Origin of the sequence: Streptomyces sp. NPDC004610 (genome assembly GCF_040609715.1) — a bacterium.
In the GTDB taxonomy this organism is placed as follows: domain Bacteria; phylum Actinomycetota; class Actinomycetes; order Streptomycetales; family Streptomycetaceae; genus Streptomyces.
In genome coordinates, this window is the sequence record NZ_JBEXLA010000032.1 from 78,332 (window position 1) to 93,412 (window position 15,081).

General features: G+C 68.7%; 13 protein-coding genes. 3 read left to right on the forward strand and 10 right to left on the reverse strand.

Annotated features, from left to right (window positions below):
- Nucleotides 1–124 precede the first annotated feature (124 nt).
- On the forward strand, nt 125–694 hold the full coding sequence (locus ABZX40_RS30330; protein ID WP_355735598.1) for an Lrp/AsnC family transcriptional regulator: 570 nt from the start codon (nt 125–127) through the stop codon (nt 692–694).
- A gap of 203 nt (nt 695–897) precedes the next feature.
- Here ABZX40_RS30330 and ABZX40_RS30335 read toward each other — a convergent pair whose 3' ends face one another.
- From ABZX40_RS30335 to ABZX40_RS30380, 10 genes are all read right to left on the reverse strand, one after another.
- Nucleotides 898–1,833, reverse strand: coding sequence for an ornithine cyclodeaminase family protein (locus tag ABZX40_RS30335; RefSeq protein WP_355735596.1), 936 nt, complete (start codon nt 1,831–1,833; stop codon nt 898–900).
- Nucleotides 1,830–2,957, reverse strand: a complete 1,128-nt coding sequence (locus tag ABZX40_RS30340; RefSeq protein ID WP_355735593.1) for an aminotransferase class I/II-fold pyridoxal phosphate-dependent enzyme — start codon at nt 2,955–2,957, stop codon at nt 1,830–1,832. Before ABZX40_RS30340 ends, ABZX40_RS30335 begins: the two co-directional genes overlap by 4 nt.
- A 121-nt stretch (nt 2,958–3,078) precedes the next feature.
- On the reverse strand, nt 3,079–4,068 hold the full coding sequence (locus ABZX40_RS30345) for an aldo/keto reductase family protein (RefSeq protein WP_355735590.1): 990 nt from the start codon (nt 4,066–4,068) through the stop codon (nt 3,079–3,081).
- Nucleotides 4,065–6,152, reverse strand: a complete 2,088-nt coding sequence (locus ABZX40_RS30350; protein ID WP_355735587.1) for a molybdopterin-dependent oxidoreductase — start codon at nt 6,150–6,152, stop codon at nt 4,065–4,067. The genes ABZX40_RS30345 and ABZX40_RS30350 overlap by 4 nt, the downstream gene beginning before the upstream one ends.
- The gene (gene dapF, locus ABZX40_RS30355; protein WP_355735585.1) at nt 6,149–7,060 is read right to left on the reverse strand and encodes a diaminopimelate epimerase; all 912 of its coding nucleotides are present in this window, start codon (nt 7,058–7,060) and stop codon (nt 6,149–6,151) included. Before dapF ends, ABZX40_RS30350 begins: the two co-directional genes overlap by 4 nt.
- A gap of 20 nt (nt 7,061–7,080) precedes the next feature.
- Entirely contained in the window at nt 7,081–7,782 is a 702-nt protein-coding gene (locus ABZX40_RS30360) for a 2OG-Fe dioxygenase family protein (protein WP_355735583.1), read from the reverse strand.
- Between the two features lie 27 nt (nt 7,783–7,809).
- Complete coding sequence (locus ABZX40_RS30365) at nt 7,810–8,856, reverse strand: iron-containing redox enzyme family protein (protein ID WP_355735581.1); 1,047 nt, start codon at nt 8,854–8,856, stop codon at nt 7,810–7,812.
- Between the two features lie 255 nt (nt 8,857–9,111).
- Complete coding sequence (locus tag ABZX40_RS30370; RefSeq protein WP_355735578.1) at nt 9,112–10,050, reverse strand: EamA family transporter; 939 nt, start codon at nt 10,048–10,050, stop codon at nt 9,112–9,114.
- Between the two features lie 807 nt (nt 10,051–10,857).
- Nucleotides 10,858–11,724 carry an aminoglycoside phosphotransferase family protein gene (locus tag ABZX40_RS30375; protein ID WP_355735575.1) on the reverse strand — a complete coding sequence of 289 codons (867 nt, stop codon included), beginning with the start codon at nt 11,722–11,724 and terminating at the stop codon, nt 10,858–10,860.
- A 1,114-nt stretch (nt 11,725–12,838) separates the two neighbouring features.
- On the reverse strand, nt 12,839–13,261 hold the full coding sequence (locus ABZX40_RS30380; RefSeq protein WP_355735572.1) for an ATP-binding protein: 423 nt from the start codon (nt 13,259–13,261) through the stop codon (nt 12,839–12,841).
- Nucleotides 13,262–13,408: 147 nt separating this feature from the next.
- Between ABZX40_RS30380 and ABZX40_RS30385 the strand changes: the two genes are divergently transcribed.
- Nucleotides 13,409–14,257 carry a helix-turn-helix transcriptional regulator gene (locus ABZX40_RS30385; protein ID WP_355735570.1) on the forward strand — a complete coding sequence of 283 codons (849 nt, stop codon included), beginning with the start codon at nt 13,409–13,411 and terminating at the stop codon, nt 14,255–14,257.
- Complete coding sequence (locus ABZX40_RS30390; protein ID WP_355735568.1) at nt 14,254–15,054, forward strand: SAM-dependent methyltransferase; 801 nt, start codon at nt 14,254–14,256, stop codon at nt 15,052–15,054. Before ABZX40_RS30385 ends, ABZX40_RS30390 begins: the two co-directional genes overlap by 4 nt.
- The last annotated feature ends 27 nt before the right edge of the window (nt 15,055–15,081 follow it).

Below are 15,081 nucleotides of genomic sequence, written 5' to 3' on the forward strand. Positions count from 1 at the left end.
CATTCGCTTGACTCAGGCAGATTCTTCGCCCAGGGTCGACATCGCCTGGGCACCTCCGAATGTTCTGCCGTCTCGCGGACAGGCCGCGACTCGCGGGCCCAGGCTCCGCACGAGGAGGTCACCCATGCCGGGCTACGCGAACGAGCGGTCCAGAGAGATAAAGATCGATGAGATCGACGAGATCCTGCTCTGGGAGCTGACCACGGACGGCCGGATATCCAACAACGACCTGTCGCGCAAGGCCGGCATCGCCCCGTCCACGTGCCACGCCCGGATCAAACGACTTGAGAAGCTGGGTGTCATCAAGTCGATCAACACCTTCGTGGACTACGAGGCGCTCGGCTTCCCGATCCAGGCCATCGTGTTCGTACGCCTCCAGGCCCAGGCCCGGGACCAGGTGAAGGCTTACGCGGGCCGTGTCATTCGCTTCCCGCAGGTGCTCAATGTGTTTTTCATGGGTGGCCCGGACGATTTCCTGATCCATGTCGCATGCACGTCGAGCGCCCAGCTGCGCGACTTCGTCGCCACGAGGCTCAGCACGGGCCCGGTGGCCGCGACCACCACCAGCATCGTCTTCGACCACTTCATCGGCGTGCAGCACACGGAGTACGTCAGCGGATACGAGGAGATGCGCCGACCCATTCCCTCACGCGACGCCACGAGCACGGGGGGTGCGGGTGCGCTTCGTGACTGATGTCTCTCCGGGGTGCGGGCTGCGGGCTGCGGCAGGGGTGACCTGAGGTTCTGCGCCAAGGAGAGTACGGTCGGCCACTGGCGGAACGCTCTGGCTTTCGCGGATCGGGATGTTGCGGCGGGAGGGTGCGGCGGTCAGGGGGTGCTGTGGGGCCCGCACCAGGGTTCTGAACCGCCTCTACACCCACCGGACTTTCGAAAAGATCAGCAGGTGTCCCCATCGACGGCAGCCGCGGCCACGACCAGGTCCTGCCATGACATACCCACACTCTTGAAGAACCTTGGCCGCAGTGGCCTGACGTTCACTGCTCCGCGTACCAGCTCGGACAAGTTGCCCGCGATCGCTCCCGTATCGACGTCGCCGGAGCGCAAGGGAATCAGGATGTCCCCTGCCTCACGCAGCGCCGCCGCGCGGGCTTCGACAATGACGGTGGCCCGGGTGACGAATTCGGTGTCCACCTCTCGGGCCGTCGGTTCGTGAGACCCGATGGCCACCACGACCGTGTGGGACGCGACGGCTGCGCCCGGGAACAGCGGCGTACGCGATGTCGTACAGCAGGCCACGATGTCGGCGGTCGCGACGGCTTCCGACGGGACCGCCTCCGCGTCCAGGCCGGACTCCCGGCAGCGCTTGGCCAGAGTCGCCGCCTGCTCCGGACGGCGCGCGACGACACCGACCGAGGAGAGGGGGCGCACAGCCCGGATCGCCTCCACATGGCCCCATGCCTGCGGTCCGGCACCGAAGACGACGAGCCGTTCGGAATCCGGGACCGCCAGGTGGTCCACGGCCACGGCGGAGACCGCGGGGGTGCGCAGCAGGGTCAGGGCCGAGCCGTCGATCAGGGCTCTGGGACGGAGCGTGACCGCGTCCATCAGGAGGTAGGAGGCGATGATGCGCGGCTGCCCGCAGGCGGGGTTGCGGGGAGCGATGCCGGCGATCTTCACTCCGACGTACGAGGATGTCGTGGCGGGCATCAGCAGCAGCTGGCCCGCGTCGACGTCGAGAACGGTGCGGGGGATGTCCGCTTCGGGGTCCAGCCCTGCGCGCAGTGCTTGTTCCACCGCTTGGACGGCTTGTGGCATGGGCAGGCGGCGTGCCAGTTCGTCGGCGTCGATCGGCGGTACTTCTGTGGGGTTCACGCACTCAGTTCCTTGAGCACGTGTGAGGTCTTCTCCAGAGCGGCTGCCAGGTGGGCCGGTTCCTGCCCATAGGTGAACCGGAGGTGGTGCTCGGTTCCGAAGTGGGCGCCGGGGCCGACGAGCACGCCGCCGCGGGCATGCAGGGCCTCGGCGACTTCGGTACTGGGCAGGTCCAGGCGGTAGCGCACGAAGGCCAGGGAGGTCGCCTGGGGCGGTACGGCCGACAGCAACTCGTCATGGGCGGCGATCCACTGCTGCATCTGGGTCCAGCTCTCGCGCAGGAAGCCGCGGTAGCGGTTCAGGAGCCGGGTGCGGGTGACGGGAATGAGCGCGAGTTCCGCGAGGGCCATGGCCGGTCCGGCCGCGGAGACGGTGGTGTACTCGTGTCGTCGGCGGAGCTTCGGGGTGAGAGCGGGTGGTGCGATCAGCCAGCCGAGGCGCAGACCTGGCATGCCGAACGCCTTGGAGAGGCTGCCGACGCACACGACTCGGTCGTATCGCCCCCAGAACGTGGGGCTGGCCTGCTCGGTACGGAGTTCGGTGCCGCGGTGCACTTCGTCGGAGAGGATCCATGCGCCTGCGCGGTCCGCGATGGAGACGATCGCCCGTATCTCCTCCTCGGTCAGGATGGTGCCCGCCGGGTTGTTGGGGGTTGTCACTGAGATGGCCCGGGTGTCCGGGCGGACCACGTCTGCCAGCGCGTCGATATCGGGTCGCCAGCCACGCCGCGGATCCAGTGGGAAATCCTCGACAACGGCGCCCCGGTTGAGGGCAGCACCCCAGACCTGACGGTAGCCGGGTGTCATCGTCACCACATGGTCCCCGGGCCGGATGAGGGTCTCGACGGCGACCGTGTTGGCCTCTGCCGCCCCGACCGTGACGATGACCTCGGAGGCGTGGTCCGGGCTCCCGGCGTGCCACTGCGCTATCAGCGCCCGCAATCGGTCGGTGCCGCATGTCGGGGGGTAGCTCAGCTCGCTGTCGAGAAGCCTGCTCAGCGACTGTTCACTGTCCACGAGGTCACGCAGCCGGATCGGCCGACAGCCGCTGTCGGCCAGGCTGTAGGTGGCCGTGGCGCCCAGTCTCCCCTGCCATTCCAGCAGTTCGAACGGGGTGAAGGTCATGGAAAACCTCGCGGATTCGGCGGGATGCGGACGGGTGAGGTGAGCGGGTCAGGTGAAGGGTGAGGTGAGTGGGTCAGGTGAAGGGTGAGGTGAGTGGGTGAGGCGTACGCGTGAGGTGACGCTACTCGGCGCTGTCCACCTTGGCCGGATCACGTTCGACGACCGGGCCGAGGACGGTGTCGATGCGGCGCATGAGCTCCGGGTCGATGCGGACGCCCGCCGCCTTCGCGCTGTCGCCGATCTGCTCCGGCCGGGAGGCCCCCACGATGGCCGCGGCGACGTTCGGGTTCTGGAGCGCCCAGGCGACGGCGAGCTGTGCGTGGCTCAGGCCCAGCTCCTGGGCGATGGGGGTGAGTTGCTGCACCCTTTCCAGCACCTCGTCGCGGAGGAAGGTCTTCACCCAGCCGGAACCCACGTCGTCCGTGGCCCGCGATCCCGCCGGCGGAGGATGCCCGGGTCGGTATTTGCCGGTGAGGACGCCTTGGGCCAGGGGCGACCAGACGATCTGGCTGAGTCCCTCCCGTTGGCACAGGGGCACGATCTCCTCTTCGATGACACGCCAGAGCATCGAGTACTGGGGCTGGTTGGACACGAACCGGTCCAGGCCCAGTTCGCCGGCGAGTTTCGTGGCCCGTGCGATCTGGTCGGCGGTCCACTCCGAGACGCCGATGTAGAGGACCTTGCCTTGCCGGATGAGGTCGTCGAGGGTCCTGAGGGTCTCTTCCAGCGGGGTCCGGTGGTCGAAGCGATGCGCCTGGTACAGGTCGACGTAGTCGGTGCCGAGCCTCGTCAGCGAGCCGTTGACGGCCTCGGTGATGTGCTTGCGGGACAGACCGCCGTCGTTGGGTCCGGGACCGGTCGGGAAGAACACCTTGGTGGAGATCACCAGTGACTCGCGACGCCGGCCTTTCAGCGCCTTGCCGAGCACGGTCTCGGCGGCTGTGCCCGCGTACACATCGGCCGTGTCGAACGTGGTGATTCCGGCGTCCAGCGCCGCGTGGACGCACTGGACGGCCTGGTCGTCATCGATCTGGGCGCCGTGTGTGAGCCAGTTGCCGTAGGCGATCTCGCTGACCTGAAGTCCGCTACGACCCAGTTGCCTGAATTTCATCCGTCGTCCTCACTGCTGTCGTCCCCGTGCGGAGGCAGGAGTGTGATCCGCACGCGGTTGTCGTGGAAGACCGCTCCGCCGCCCATGTCCGCGTCCCGCTCGTCAACGGTGGCGTTCGGGCCGGAGCCGTCGGTCAGCTTGGGCCAGTGGCCCTTGGTCGTCATGGCGACGCCCGGACGTACGACATCGTCGACCCTGGCGAGGGCCTCGAAGGCGCCTCGGCTGTTGGCCACCTGGACGCGGTCACCGCTCGCGATGCCGTTCGCCGCGGCGTCCTTCGGGTGCAGCACGACATGGCGCGGGCCGGCCCGGCGGCGCAGGGCGGGTTTGTTCCCGAAGATGGTGTTGAGGAAGAAGTGGCTCGCCACGGAGAGGAGGACGAAGGGGAAGGACTCTGCCAGTCGGGTGTCGTGCGTCTCGGTGGCCGGAACGTATCCGGCCAGGGCGTCGAAGCCGTCCGCCCGAGCGGTCTCCGAAAGGAATTCGAGCTTCCCGCTGGGGGTGGGGAAGCCGTTCGCGAAGGGCACATGGTCCTTCGGGTAGGAGAGCCGCGCCCATCCCTTGTCGCGCAGGGTGTCCACGGTGATGCCGGCCAGGGACGGGTGCCGGGAGTCGAGGAGTTCGCTCGCCAGGTCCTCGTCGCTGGTGTACAGCGCCGGTTCCGCGAGTCCCATGGTCCGGGCCAGGCGCCGGAAGGTCTCGGTGGTGGACAGGCACTCCCCGGGCGGGGCGACCGCAGGTTCGTTCCAGGTGATGTACAGATGTCCGTAGCCGTCGTGCACATCGAGGTGCTCGGGCTGCATGGTGGCGGGCAGCACGATGTCCGCGTAGTCGGCGGTGTCGGTCTGGAAGTGATCCATGACGACCGTGAAGAGATCCTCCCGGGCCAGGCCCTGGCGGATTCTGTTCTGATCGGGAGAACTGGCCAGCGGGTTGGCTCCGTAGACGATCAGTGCCTGCACCGGCGGATCATCCGCTTCGAGCAGCCCTTCGGCCAGCCGCGTCATGGACAGGCTCCGGACGGGACGGCTCAGCAGGTCGTCCCGGTAGAGGGCCTCGCGATTCCCGCCGAAGTACCCGTCGGTCGAGTAGAGCAGACCGCCGCCGGGACGCCGCCAGTCGCCGGTCACGGCGGGCAGACAGGCGAGGGCCCGCAGGGCCGCGCCACCCCCTGCGTGCCGCTGCATGCCCTGCGAGACGCGGATGGCGGTGGGCCGGCTGCCGGCGATACGCCGTCCGAGCCGGATGATCACCTCCTCGCTCACGCCCGTCTCCTGTGCCGTGCGCCGCGGGGTGAACTCCAGCAGTCTCTTCCGGAACGCCTTCCACCCCACGGTGCAGTTGTCCAGGTAGGCGTGGTCCTCGGCACCCTCCTGGAGCACCATGTGCATGAGGCCCAGGGCGAGCGCCGCGTCCGTGCCCGGAAGGGGCGCGATGTGCTCGTCGGCCTGAGTCGCCGTACGGCTGCGGATCGGGTCGATGACGACGACATGTGCGCCGTCGCGCCGCGCGCGCTGGATCACCTTCCACAGGTGGTGGTGAGTCGTGAGGGGATTGCTCCCCCACAGCAGGATCAGCCGGGAGTACTCAAGGCTCTCCGGGTCGATCCCGGTACTGGTTCCGAGTGTGTACCGGAGTCCGGCGAGACCGGCGATCGAGCAGATCGTCATGTCGTGGCGCGAGGCACCCAGTACGTTCCAGAGTCTGCTGCCGGCCCGCCCCTGAAGCCCCTGGAGAAAGCCCAGGGTGCCGGTTCCCTGGTACGGCCAGATCGCCTCGCCACCGTGACGTTCGATGGTCTGCGCCAGCCGCTGCGCGATCTCACCGAGGGCGCTGTCCCAGCTGATGCGCTCGAACCGGCCCTCGCCCTTGCGGCCGATGCGCCGCAGCGGGTGGAGCAGCCGGTCGGGCGCGCGGGTGTGCTCCAGGAACTGGTTGACTTTCACGCACAGAGTGCCCCTGGTGTAGGGATGGTCCGGGGTGCCGCGCAGTGCGATGGCCTCACCGTCCTGGACCGTCACTTGCCAGCTACAGCCGTCCGGGCAGTCCAACGGGCATGCTCCGGGCACCTGCGTGGCACTCATGTGCCCTCCCTTCCGGACGATCCCGGCGCAGCCCGCCGGGCGGCCAGCTCCTCGCTCAGCGAGGACGAAAGTACGCCCCGCATCACCTCCCGCGCGGTTCCGGTCAAGCTGACCCGGCCGTCCCGTGCCACACTCACTTCGACTTCGCCGCCGGGCATGCGGACTCTCACATCCCGGCCGACAAGGCCGCGCGCGTGCGCCACGGCCGCCGCGGCACATGCGCCGCTCCCCGAAGCGGGCACCTCGCCGGCCGCCCGCTCCCAGACCACCGCGTCCAGTGTGCTGTCGTCGTGGACGCGCACGAACTCCACGTTGGTGCCCTCGGCGTAGCGGGCGTGCCAGGCCAGTGCGGGGCCCAGGCGCCGCGCCAGTTCTCCGTCGATCCGGTCCCTGAACACGACGGTGTGCGGAACGCCCAGGTCGAGGTCAGTGACGGTGACCACCGCGTCCGGCCCTTCATCGGCGAGGGGAACGGCAACGCCACCGACGCCGCCCTCCACCGTGGTGAACCGCGGCAGCCCCATCCCCACGCGCACCAGTCCGGCGTCGAAATCCACGATCCGGACCTCCGCGTCGCCGCCTCGCGTCCGTATCGTGAACGGGCTGCCCGTACGCCACTCATCGACGTGGTGCTCGGCGAGATACAGGGCGAACATGCGCAGTCCGTTGCCGCTCATCCCGCACTCGCTGCCGTCCGCGTTGAAGATGCGCAGCTCTACTGGGGTGTCGGCCCTCGGGGTTTCCAGCGGCCCGAGGAGCAGCCCATCCGCCCCTGCTCCGTAGTGTCGGTCGCAGAGCAGGCGGACGGCTTCGGGGACGGGCTCGGGGCCAAGGGCCGCATCCCCGCATCGGGGGTCGATGAGCAGGTAGTCGTTGCCCATCGCCTGGTACTTCACGAATTCGCCCATGAGTTGACGGCTGCGGCGGGTCAGTTCTTCGGGGTGTTGGCGAGGGCCGCCTCGTCGTGGTCGTCGCCGTACCACTTGTCCGCCCAGCGGGAGAAGGCGACGATCACGATGTCCCGGTGTCCGGGCCCGCCGTCGGCGGAGGTCACGTCCGTGACGTCGTGCTGGAGTGCCTTGTCGTCCAGGAGGACGGCCTGTCCGGCCGCCAGTGTGCCCGTCCAGAACGGCGCGTCGGCGCCCGGCTTCCACAGCCGGGTCTCGCTTCCGCCGACGTTGTTGCGCCGCAGCACGGCGATCATGACGTACTCGTGTCCGTCGTGGTGCACACCCTCCGGAGTCAGCGGTCCGGGGCGCTCGCCGTCGGCCCTGGTGCGGTTCTGGTGGACGTTGATCTGCCAGTCCTCACCGCGGTCCAGACCCATCGCGTCCGCACCGAGTGTGATCATCGGGGTGAAGTCGGCGAGGACGGTCTCGTACGTGCGGCGAATACCGCCACCCACTGTGTTGAACTTCTTGTAGGTGGTGTAGTCGCGCTGTGGCAGCTTCTCGTAGAGCCAGCCCTGGTCGCGTGCGGGTTCGGGCGTGAGCCGGTACTGGGCGAACCGCTTGAAACGCGTGCCGTTGCCCATGTACGGGTCGAGCGGGAGGTCTTCGTAACTCCGGAGCATCTCCGGTGTGGCCGGAGGGAGATCGATGATCGAGAATCCTTGGGGGCCGAGTGCCATGACGCGGAGCCTTTCCTGTCGGACCGGTCAGTGAGCAGCGAGACCGGGCATGCGTTCGTCGAGGTAGCGGGCGGAGGAGTTGAGCCGCCACAGTGTTCCTCGGGCGATCGCGCGCCGCATGCGCTCGGACTCGGCAGCCGGGACGACCACATTGTGGAACCAGCCGGCCGCGTGCCGGGAGTCGATGGTGATGTGCAGCTTGTGGTAGACGATGCCGACGTCGGGCAGTCCGAGCCGCTCCCAGGCATGCACGACCTGCACGAAACGGTCGGGAGCGAGCCACTCGGTCATTCCCAGAAATCCGACGGCCTCCGGGTACAGCTGCCGGTAGCGGCAGAGAAGCACGGCGAGATTTCCGGACAGAAGCGCGTTGGCGGTGAGTGACCGCTCCAGTTCGTCGGCGGGAATGTCGAAAACCCGGAAGATCTGGTTGAAGAGGTGGGTGTGGACCTGTGACGGGTCCCCGTTCCCCATCTCGTCCCAGAAGTTCTCGGCTATCTCCATCTTCGCCGGACCGCTGGTGCCGACCTGCATCATGGCGAGCAGATCATCGAATCGCCCGTCCACCACCGATTCCTGGATCACATAGTTCCGCAGATCGTCTTCCGTTGCCTGATTGCGGATGAAATCCCGGTAGTACGGGTGCTTGTAGACCCGGTGTTCCCGGGCGAGTCTCTTCAGCCACGAGAGGAACGCGGCGGGTTCCGTGGGCGCGGCGTCGAGTATGCCGGGCTCCAGCATGGCGTCCTCGGTGGCCATGGTGGCCTGTTCGAGCAGCCGGAGTACCTCTTGAACGACCACGGAGCCTTCGGCGGTGGGCGCCTCGGAGAGTTGGGTCGAGAGCCCGTAGATACGGGAAAGCAGCAGTTGCTGGCCGTAGAAGGCTCCCTGATCACCGGCTGCGGACCGCGCGTTGAGTTCGCTGACGGCTTTATGGAGATCCGCCCGCTCACCAGTGGTGAGTGAAGCGTCGATTTCTTGCGCGGAACGACTCAGCAGCGAAGAAGCCTCCTCGACCACCGGATAGCTCGCCGCGCCCGCTTTCTGATCGAGTAAGTGAGCTCCTGTGCTCACACCGCCTCCTGTCGTACGCCGGATCTCCATGCCAGCGACATGACCGGCATCGCTAGCGCGGAACGCTAACTTCTCCGTTGTTCAAGGAGCTACATCGCTTCGAGAGATTGACGTGACGAGATGCCTTGACACAGCTGGTATGAGAATGCGCGCCCACTCCACATGGATGGCGTGATGCGCATCATCCGCGGCCCGCTGTCATGGCGGGCGACGGCCTCACCGGCCGCCGCCCGCCTTGTGCATGGTACGTGGGCGTCAGTCCTTCGTCGGCGAGGCCGGGCGCGACATGTGCCGGCCGTGGTCGGCACCTGGGTCGGACGTCCTTCGGGATGCCGTTCGGCCGACCCCCTCGCCGGCGGCCAGGAACAGCACCGCGAACATCAGCAGGGCCGTGCCGGTGAGAACGATCGCGTTGAGCCGCTCACCGAAGACCAGGATGCCGATGACCGCCGCGGTGAGCGGCTCAACCAGGGCGACCACCGATGCCGTGGTCGCCCGTACGGAGCCGAGGCCGGCGAAGAACAGCGTGTAGGCCAGCGCCGTCGGCACGGCCCCCAGATAGAGGATCAGGCCAAGGGTCCATGCCGCACGCTCCATGTCGGGTAGGAGGCCCTCCAGCAGAGCCATCGGCAGGAGGCAGACCGTGCCGACCGCGAAGCCGGCGACCGTGGACTCGAACGCGCCACCGGCATTCTCCCGGCCGGAGAAGCGGCCCAGCAACGTCACACCCGCGTACCCGGCGGCGGAGAGCAGCGCGTATCCGATACCCAGCACAGGAGCCGGGCCGGTGCTCCCGTCGGCGCCCCCCATCAGCAGCACCAGGCCGACGACACCGCTCGCCACCGCGGCGATTCCGGCGGCACCGGTGCGCTCGCCCAGTGTGAGCCGGGCTCCGGCGGCGACCAGGACCGGACCCGAGCCCAGGGTCACCACGGTGGCCACGGTCAGCCCCGCCTGCTGCACGGAGGCGAAGTAGGCCGTCTGGTACACCGCCAGTCCGAAGCCTGTGATCAGGGCTCGCCGCGGGTTCGCCGCGAACGCTGCGCGCAGCGACAGCGTCGGCTGCGACCGCCGGGACCGCCGGGACCGCCGCACCAGATGAGCCGCCAGGAGCAGCCCGAGTCCGGTCAGGAACCGCCAGAAGGAAACGGAGATGGGGCCGATTCCGCCGACGTCGTACAGTTCGGCGGCCACCGCACCGCCAGTGCCCCATGCTGTGGCCGCAATCGCGACGTAGAGAACACCCTGCCGCACGGGCAGGACAGAAGGGGAATGCAACTGAGATCTCCTCGATTGATTGCCATCACGATGTCTCCGTGGGCAACCCGCGCAGCCACCCCGGCACCCCCGGGACGGCTCTGCACGACTGCCCGCCTCAAGCGGCGGGCGGCGGAGGCGTCAGAAACAGTTGCATGTGATCGACCTTACCCGGCGACGGGCAGGCGTTCCAGCATGCACCGGGGCCTGCTCCACGGCTCGGGAGTCGGGGGTTCGTGGCGTGATCTGTATGTTCTTCGCGCGCTGTCGGAGAGCAGCCGCAGGCAACGGAGTGGCTGCGCGCGACCTGCCGGCACCAGCGCGGCAACGTCGCCCACTGGCGGGAGGGGGGAAGGCCGGGCGACGCTTCCGGCGCGGTGATCGCGTCCGAGGAACTGCTCGCCGACCGGATGCGAGTCCTCGGTCCCGACCACCCGACACCCTGGCCACCCTCGCCACCCTCAGCAACATCGCCTACTGGCAGGCCGAGGCGGGCGACGCGACCTGAGCCGCAAGATCCTGCGACGGCGGATCCGCTGGAGAGGAGCGCGTTGAAATATCACGATACGCACTCCGCACGGCAGAGCGATCCCGGCACTGGCCACCGAGGGCCACGCGGCGAGGAGAGCGACCCGGAATGCCGAGGACTCCGGCATTCCGGAGGGCACAATGAGCGGCAACACCCCTGTAGCCACGATGGTTGCAGCAGCGCCCCGTCGTTCAGCGCGGGACCTTCGGCGATACCTACAGGCCGCCCGGCCGCCCGTTCATCGTGTCCAATGTCGGCCAAGGAGGGCCGCCGCGCAGTGCGCGCAGGAACTCCTCCCCGAAGCGCCTCCCGTTCGGAAACTGGTCGCCGAGCTCCCAACGCCACGCGGCGACCATCGCGAGAACCAGCTGTCGGCACTCGTCGAGAAGCCCTTGGTCGACGTTCGGGTAGCGCTCGCAGACCGCCTCGGGAACATGGGCGAGGTCAAACCCGACGGGTCCGCGGCAGCATGTCTCCAGGTCGATGAACAAAGGGCCGCTCCTCGTGCTGAGCACATTGCCCGGATGCGGCTCGCCGTGGAGCAACTGCTCCACCGCACCGCGCTCCTCGATCGCGCGTCGCAGCCCGACCAGCCTGCCGCCGAGGAAGACGCGGTCCGCGTCGGCCAGCTCCGGCGAGCGGTCCGGGTCGGCGACAACTTCTTCCGCCTCCGTGATCCGATCCGTGAACCTCGGGCTCGGCACATCGACGTTGCGCATGCCGACGTGTAGTTGTTCCAAGGCCTTGGCATACTCCGCCGGTGAGCAGTGAGGTGCCACGGGCTCGAAGTAGGTCCACAGCGTCACCGCGAACCCATCGCGCGTGTACACACGCGGGTCCACCCGGGGATCCAAGGGACACATCGGGCATCCGGCCTCGGTGAGCCGCTGGGCGAGCTCGACCTCGAACTGTGCAACCTCCTGTCCCACGGGGGCGACCCGGGCAAAGGCGTCGCATGGAGTCAGCCGCAGTGCCAGCTTGTTCGAGTTGTGGAGAACGATCGCGTCATCGGCCGGCAGGCCGAGCGATGCGGCGACCGACGTCGCAGCCGCGATGGCACGCCTGACGTCGGTGGTCTCCACCCTCGAATCTTGGCACAGATGAGCGAGAGCGGTGCCAGTAATCGTGGCGAGGTGCTCACATTCGTGGCTCGGCACTTCAGCCAGGACCACGCCCTCGACCGTCACTGCGATAGGTCGACAGGCTCGGCCTGCAACGCCCTCACCTGCGGACATGCGGTGCGAGGCTCGTAGATGGCGAGCGCGTCCCGTCTGCCGGACGGGCTCGCTCACGGTGACGACCGTGGCGGATCAGAGCGAAGCACAGACGCCGACGACGCCATACTGCGGCGCCACACTGACCGTCGAAGTCAGCGGCCAGCCGTACGTCACCCAGTACGTACCCGACCTGACGGATCGAGCGGCTTGCCCCTTGTGCTGGCCCGTCTATCCCGGCTGGCGGTATTGCGGCAAGCGTTCAACCACTCTGTCTGCTCGCCCCTGCATCGAGGATGGCCGAGTCAGCGAGAACTCGGAGGAGGGCGTTTCGCTATGGCGGACTGGGTGAAGGCCGCAGGTGCTCTCACTGTCATGTCGGCAGGGTCCAGGACAACGGTGTGGGGTGTGAACGCAGCCGACGCCAGCTAGCAGGTACACCAACTACGCCGCCAACCCCTGGATCAACCTCCCGGAGGCCTCAGTGACATCGGCGCGCGGCTGCCGACGGCACGGTATGGGGCGTCAACTCCGGCAACCAGATCTACCGGTCCACCGGCGGCACCCGAGCTGGTCCCTTCCTCCCCATCAGCCTGCGTCGGGCAGGACTCCGTCAGGCTCAAGCGGCGTACCCCGCCCCGGCAGATCCCATCGGCTGTCCGGCGCGGGCCCTCCGCCAGCTGCCGGACCGCCGCCTCAAGGACACGGAAGCTCTCCCCGTCCGGGCCGGGGGCGTAGCCCGGCGCCGCCGGAGGCGTCCGTGGCCGCAGACGGACACGAGGGGACGCCCGCCGGGACCAACTTCCCGGGCGGGCGCCATCGTTGCTCCGTCAGACCGATTCGAAGGGCGCAGCCGCCCGTCCAGACAGACCAGCCGCCAGGGATCCGGCGAGTGGAACCTCGCCGTTCATGGGGCGGACCGGGCCGACCTGACCGCCTTCTCCTCGGAGGAGGAGCAGGAGCAGAAGCAGCTGGGGGGAAGTCAGTATGCGTGGGGAGCCAGGGTCGCCCACGCGTGGGCGCGATAGGGGCTGGAGGCGGTCCCGGTGCCGTGCCGGGCGGCGAGGTGGGCCACGATGACGAGCCCTCGGCCTTCTTCGTCGTCCGGCCCCGACGCGGTGGTCGGCTGGGCGGCGGGGCCCCCGTCGTCGATCCGCACGTGGATGACGCCCTCCCAGTTGCCGAGTTGGGCCCGGAGGGGACCGCGGGCGTGGCGCAGGCTGTTGGTGACCAGCTCGGACATCACCAGAAGCACGTCTTCGGTGTCCTCGGGGCCGGTCCCCCATTCCCGCATGACGCGCCTGGCCCAGTCGCGGGCGAGGCCGCACGCACCCGCATGGTGGGGGAGGTCGACGAGCCGGAGCCTGTCGTGTTCTGGCTGGGGCGGGGCAGTGTGCGTGGTCATGGGGACTCCGAGGGGGGTGAAGGACTGCCCGCGCGGGCGCGTCGCCGTGCATACTCACTCTTGGAGCACGCCGCATCTGATGCAACGCGCGGAGTATGCACTTTGCGCAAGCTGCGGATCTGTCGTATTCGGGACGAGGTGAACGGGTTGGCGCGGGAGAGATCGGGTCCCACGGCACAGCAGCGTGTCCTCGCCCAGCGGCTCCAGGCGCTGCGGGCCGGAGCCGGTCTCTCTGTGACGGCTGCGGCCGAGGCGCTCGGGGCGCACCCGGCGACGGTACGGCGTATCGAGCAGGCGCGGACCAGCCTGGACGGAGGGCAGGTCAGGACGCTGCTGGACGCCTACGGTGCTCCGCCCTCGCTGGTGGAGGCGTTCCTGGCTCAGCTGGCCCAGGCGAATCTGCCGGGGTGGTGGCATGAGTGGCGGGACGTCATGGACGGGTGGCAGCTGGAGCTGATGGGTGTGGAGTCAGCGAGCAGCCTGGTCCGGGTGTGGGACCCGGCTCTGGTGCCGGCACTGCTGCGGACTCCCGCCTACGCACGGGCTGTTGAGGCCGCGCAGCGGCCGGACCTGCCGCCCGCGGTGCGCGAGCGGCGGGTGGACCTGCTGGCCGAGCGGCAGAAGCGGCTGGCACAGCAGGGTTCGCGCGTGTGGGCCGTCATGCCTGCGGGTGTGCTGCTCACCGATGTGGGCGCGGGCCCCGAGGTGATGGACGAGCAGACCGGGGCCCTCGCCGCCGCCGCGGACCGGCGGAACGTCACCCTCCAGCTCCACCCGCGCGAGACACTGCTGCACCCCCTGGTGGGTGTGTCCGCGCTCACCCTGTACCGGCTGGACGCCCCCGATCTCCCCGACCACGTCGTGACCGAGGGCGGCCTGCCCGGCACCGCGGTGCATTCGGACTCCCCGACGGTGGTCACCCGCTACCGGATGCTGATGGACCGCTCGTGCGCGATGGCCCTGCACCCGACATCAACGAGAGAGGCACTGGGATGACCGACCCCGACCCGTATCTGCCGCCGGAGATAGACACCACCGTGGCGCACAGCGCCCGCGTGTGGAACTACTGGCTGGGAGGCAAGGACAACTACCCCGCCGATCACCAGGCGGGGGACGCCTACCGTGAGAAGTACCCGCTGATCGAGCAGTTCGCGCGGGAGTCGAGGGACTTCCTGCGGCGCACCGTCACCTATCTGGCCCGGGACGCGGAGGTGGACCAGTTCCTGGACCTGGGAGCGGGCCTGCCCACCGAGAACAACACACATGAGGTCGCCCAGCGGATCAATCCCGCCGCGCGGATCGTGTACGTGGACCATGACCCCCTGGTCCTGCTCCATGTCCACGCCCTGCTGACCAGCACCCCTCAGGGGGCGTCCGCCTACGTCGAGGCGGACATGCGCGACACGGAGGCGGTCCTTGAGGGCGCCGCCGCCACCCTCGACCTGGACCGGCCGGTCGCGCTGGTCATCAGCGATGTGCTCGGGCACATCGTGGACTGGGACGACGCGCTCGCCCTGGTCCGCCGCCTCACCGGCCGCCTCGCCCCGGGCAGTTATCTCGCGCTGAGCCACTCCACCGCCTCCGACGACGCGCACCGCGCGGTGCAGGAGGAGTACAACACCAGCGGGGCGATCCCCTACATTTTCCGCGAACCGGAGCAGACGATCGCGTTCTTCGACGGGCTGGAGATGGTGGAGCCGGGAATGGTGTCCTGGCCGCACTGGCGGCCCGACGCGAACACCGGGACGACGACCGCGCGTGCCGGGTGGGGCGCGGTCGCCCGTATCCCCTGACCCGCACCGGACATCGAAGGACCGAGG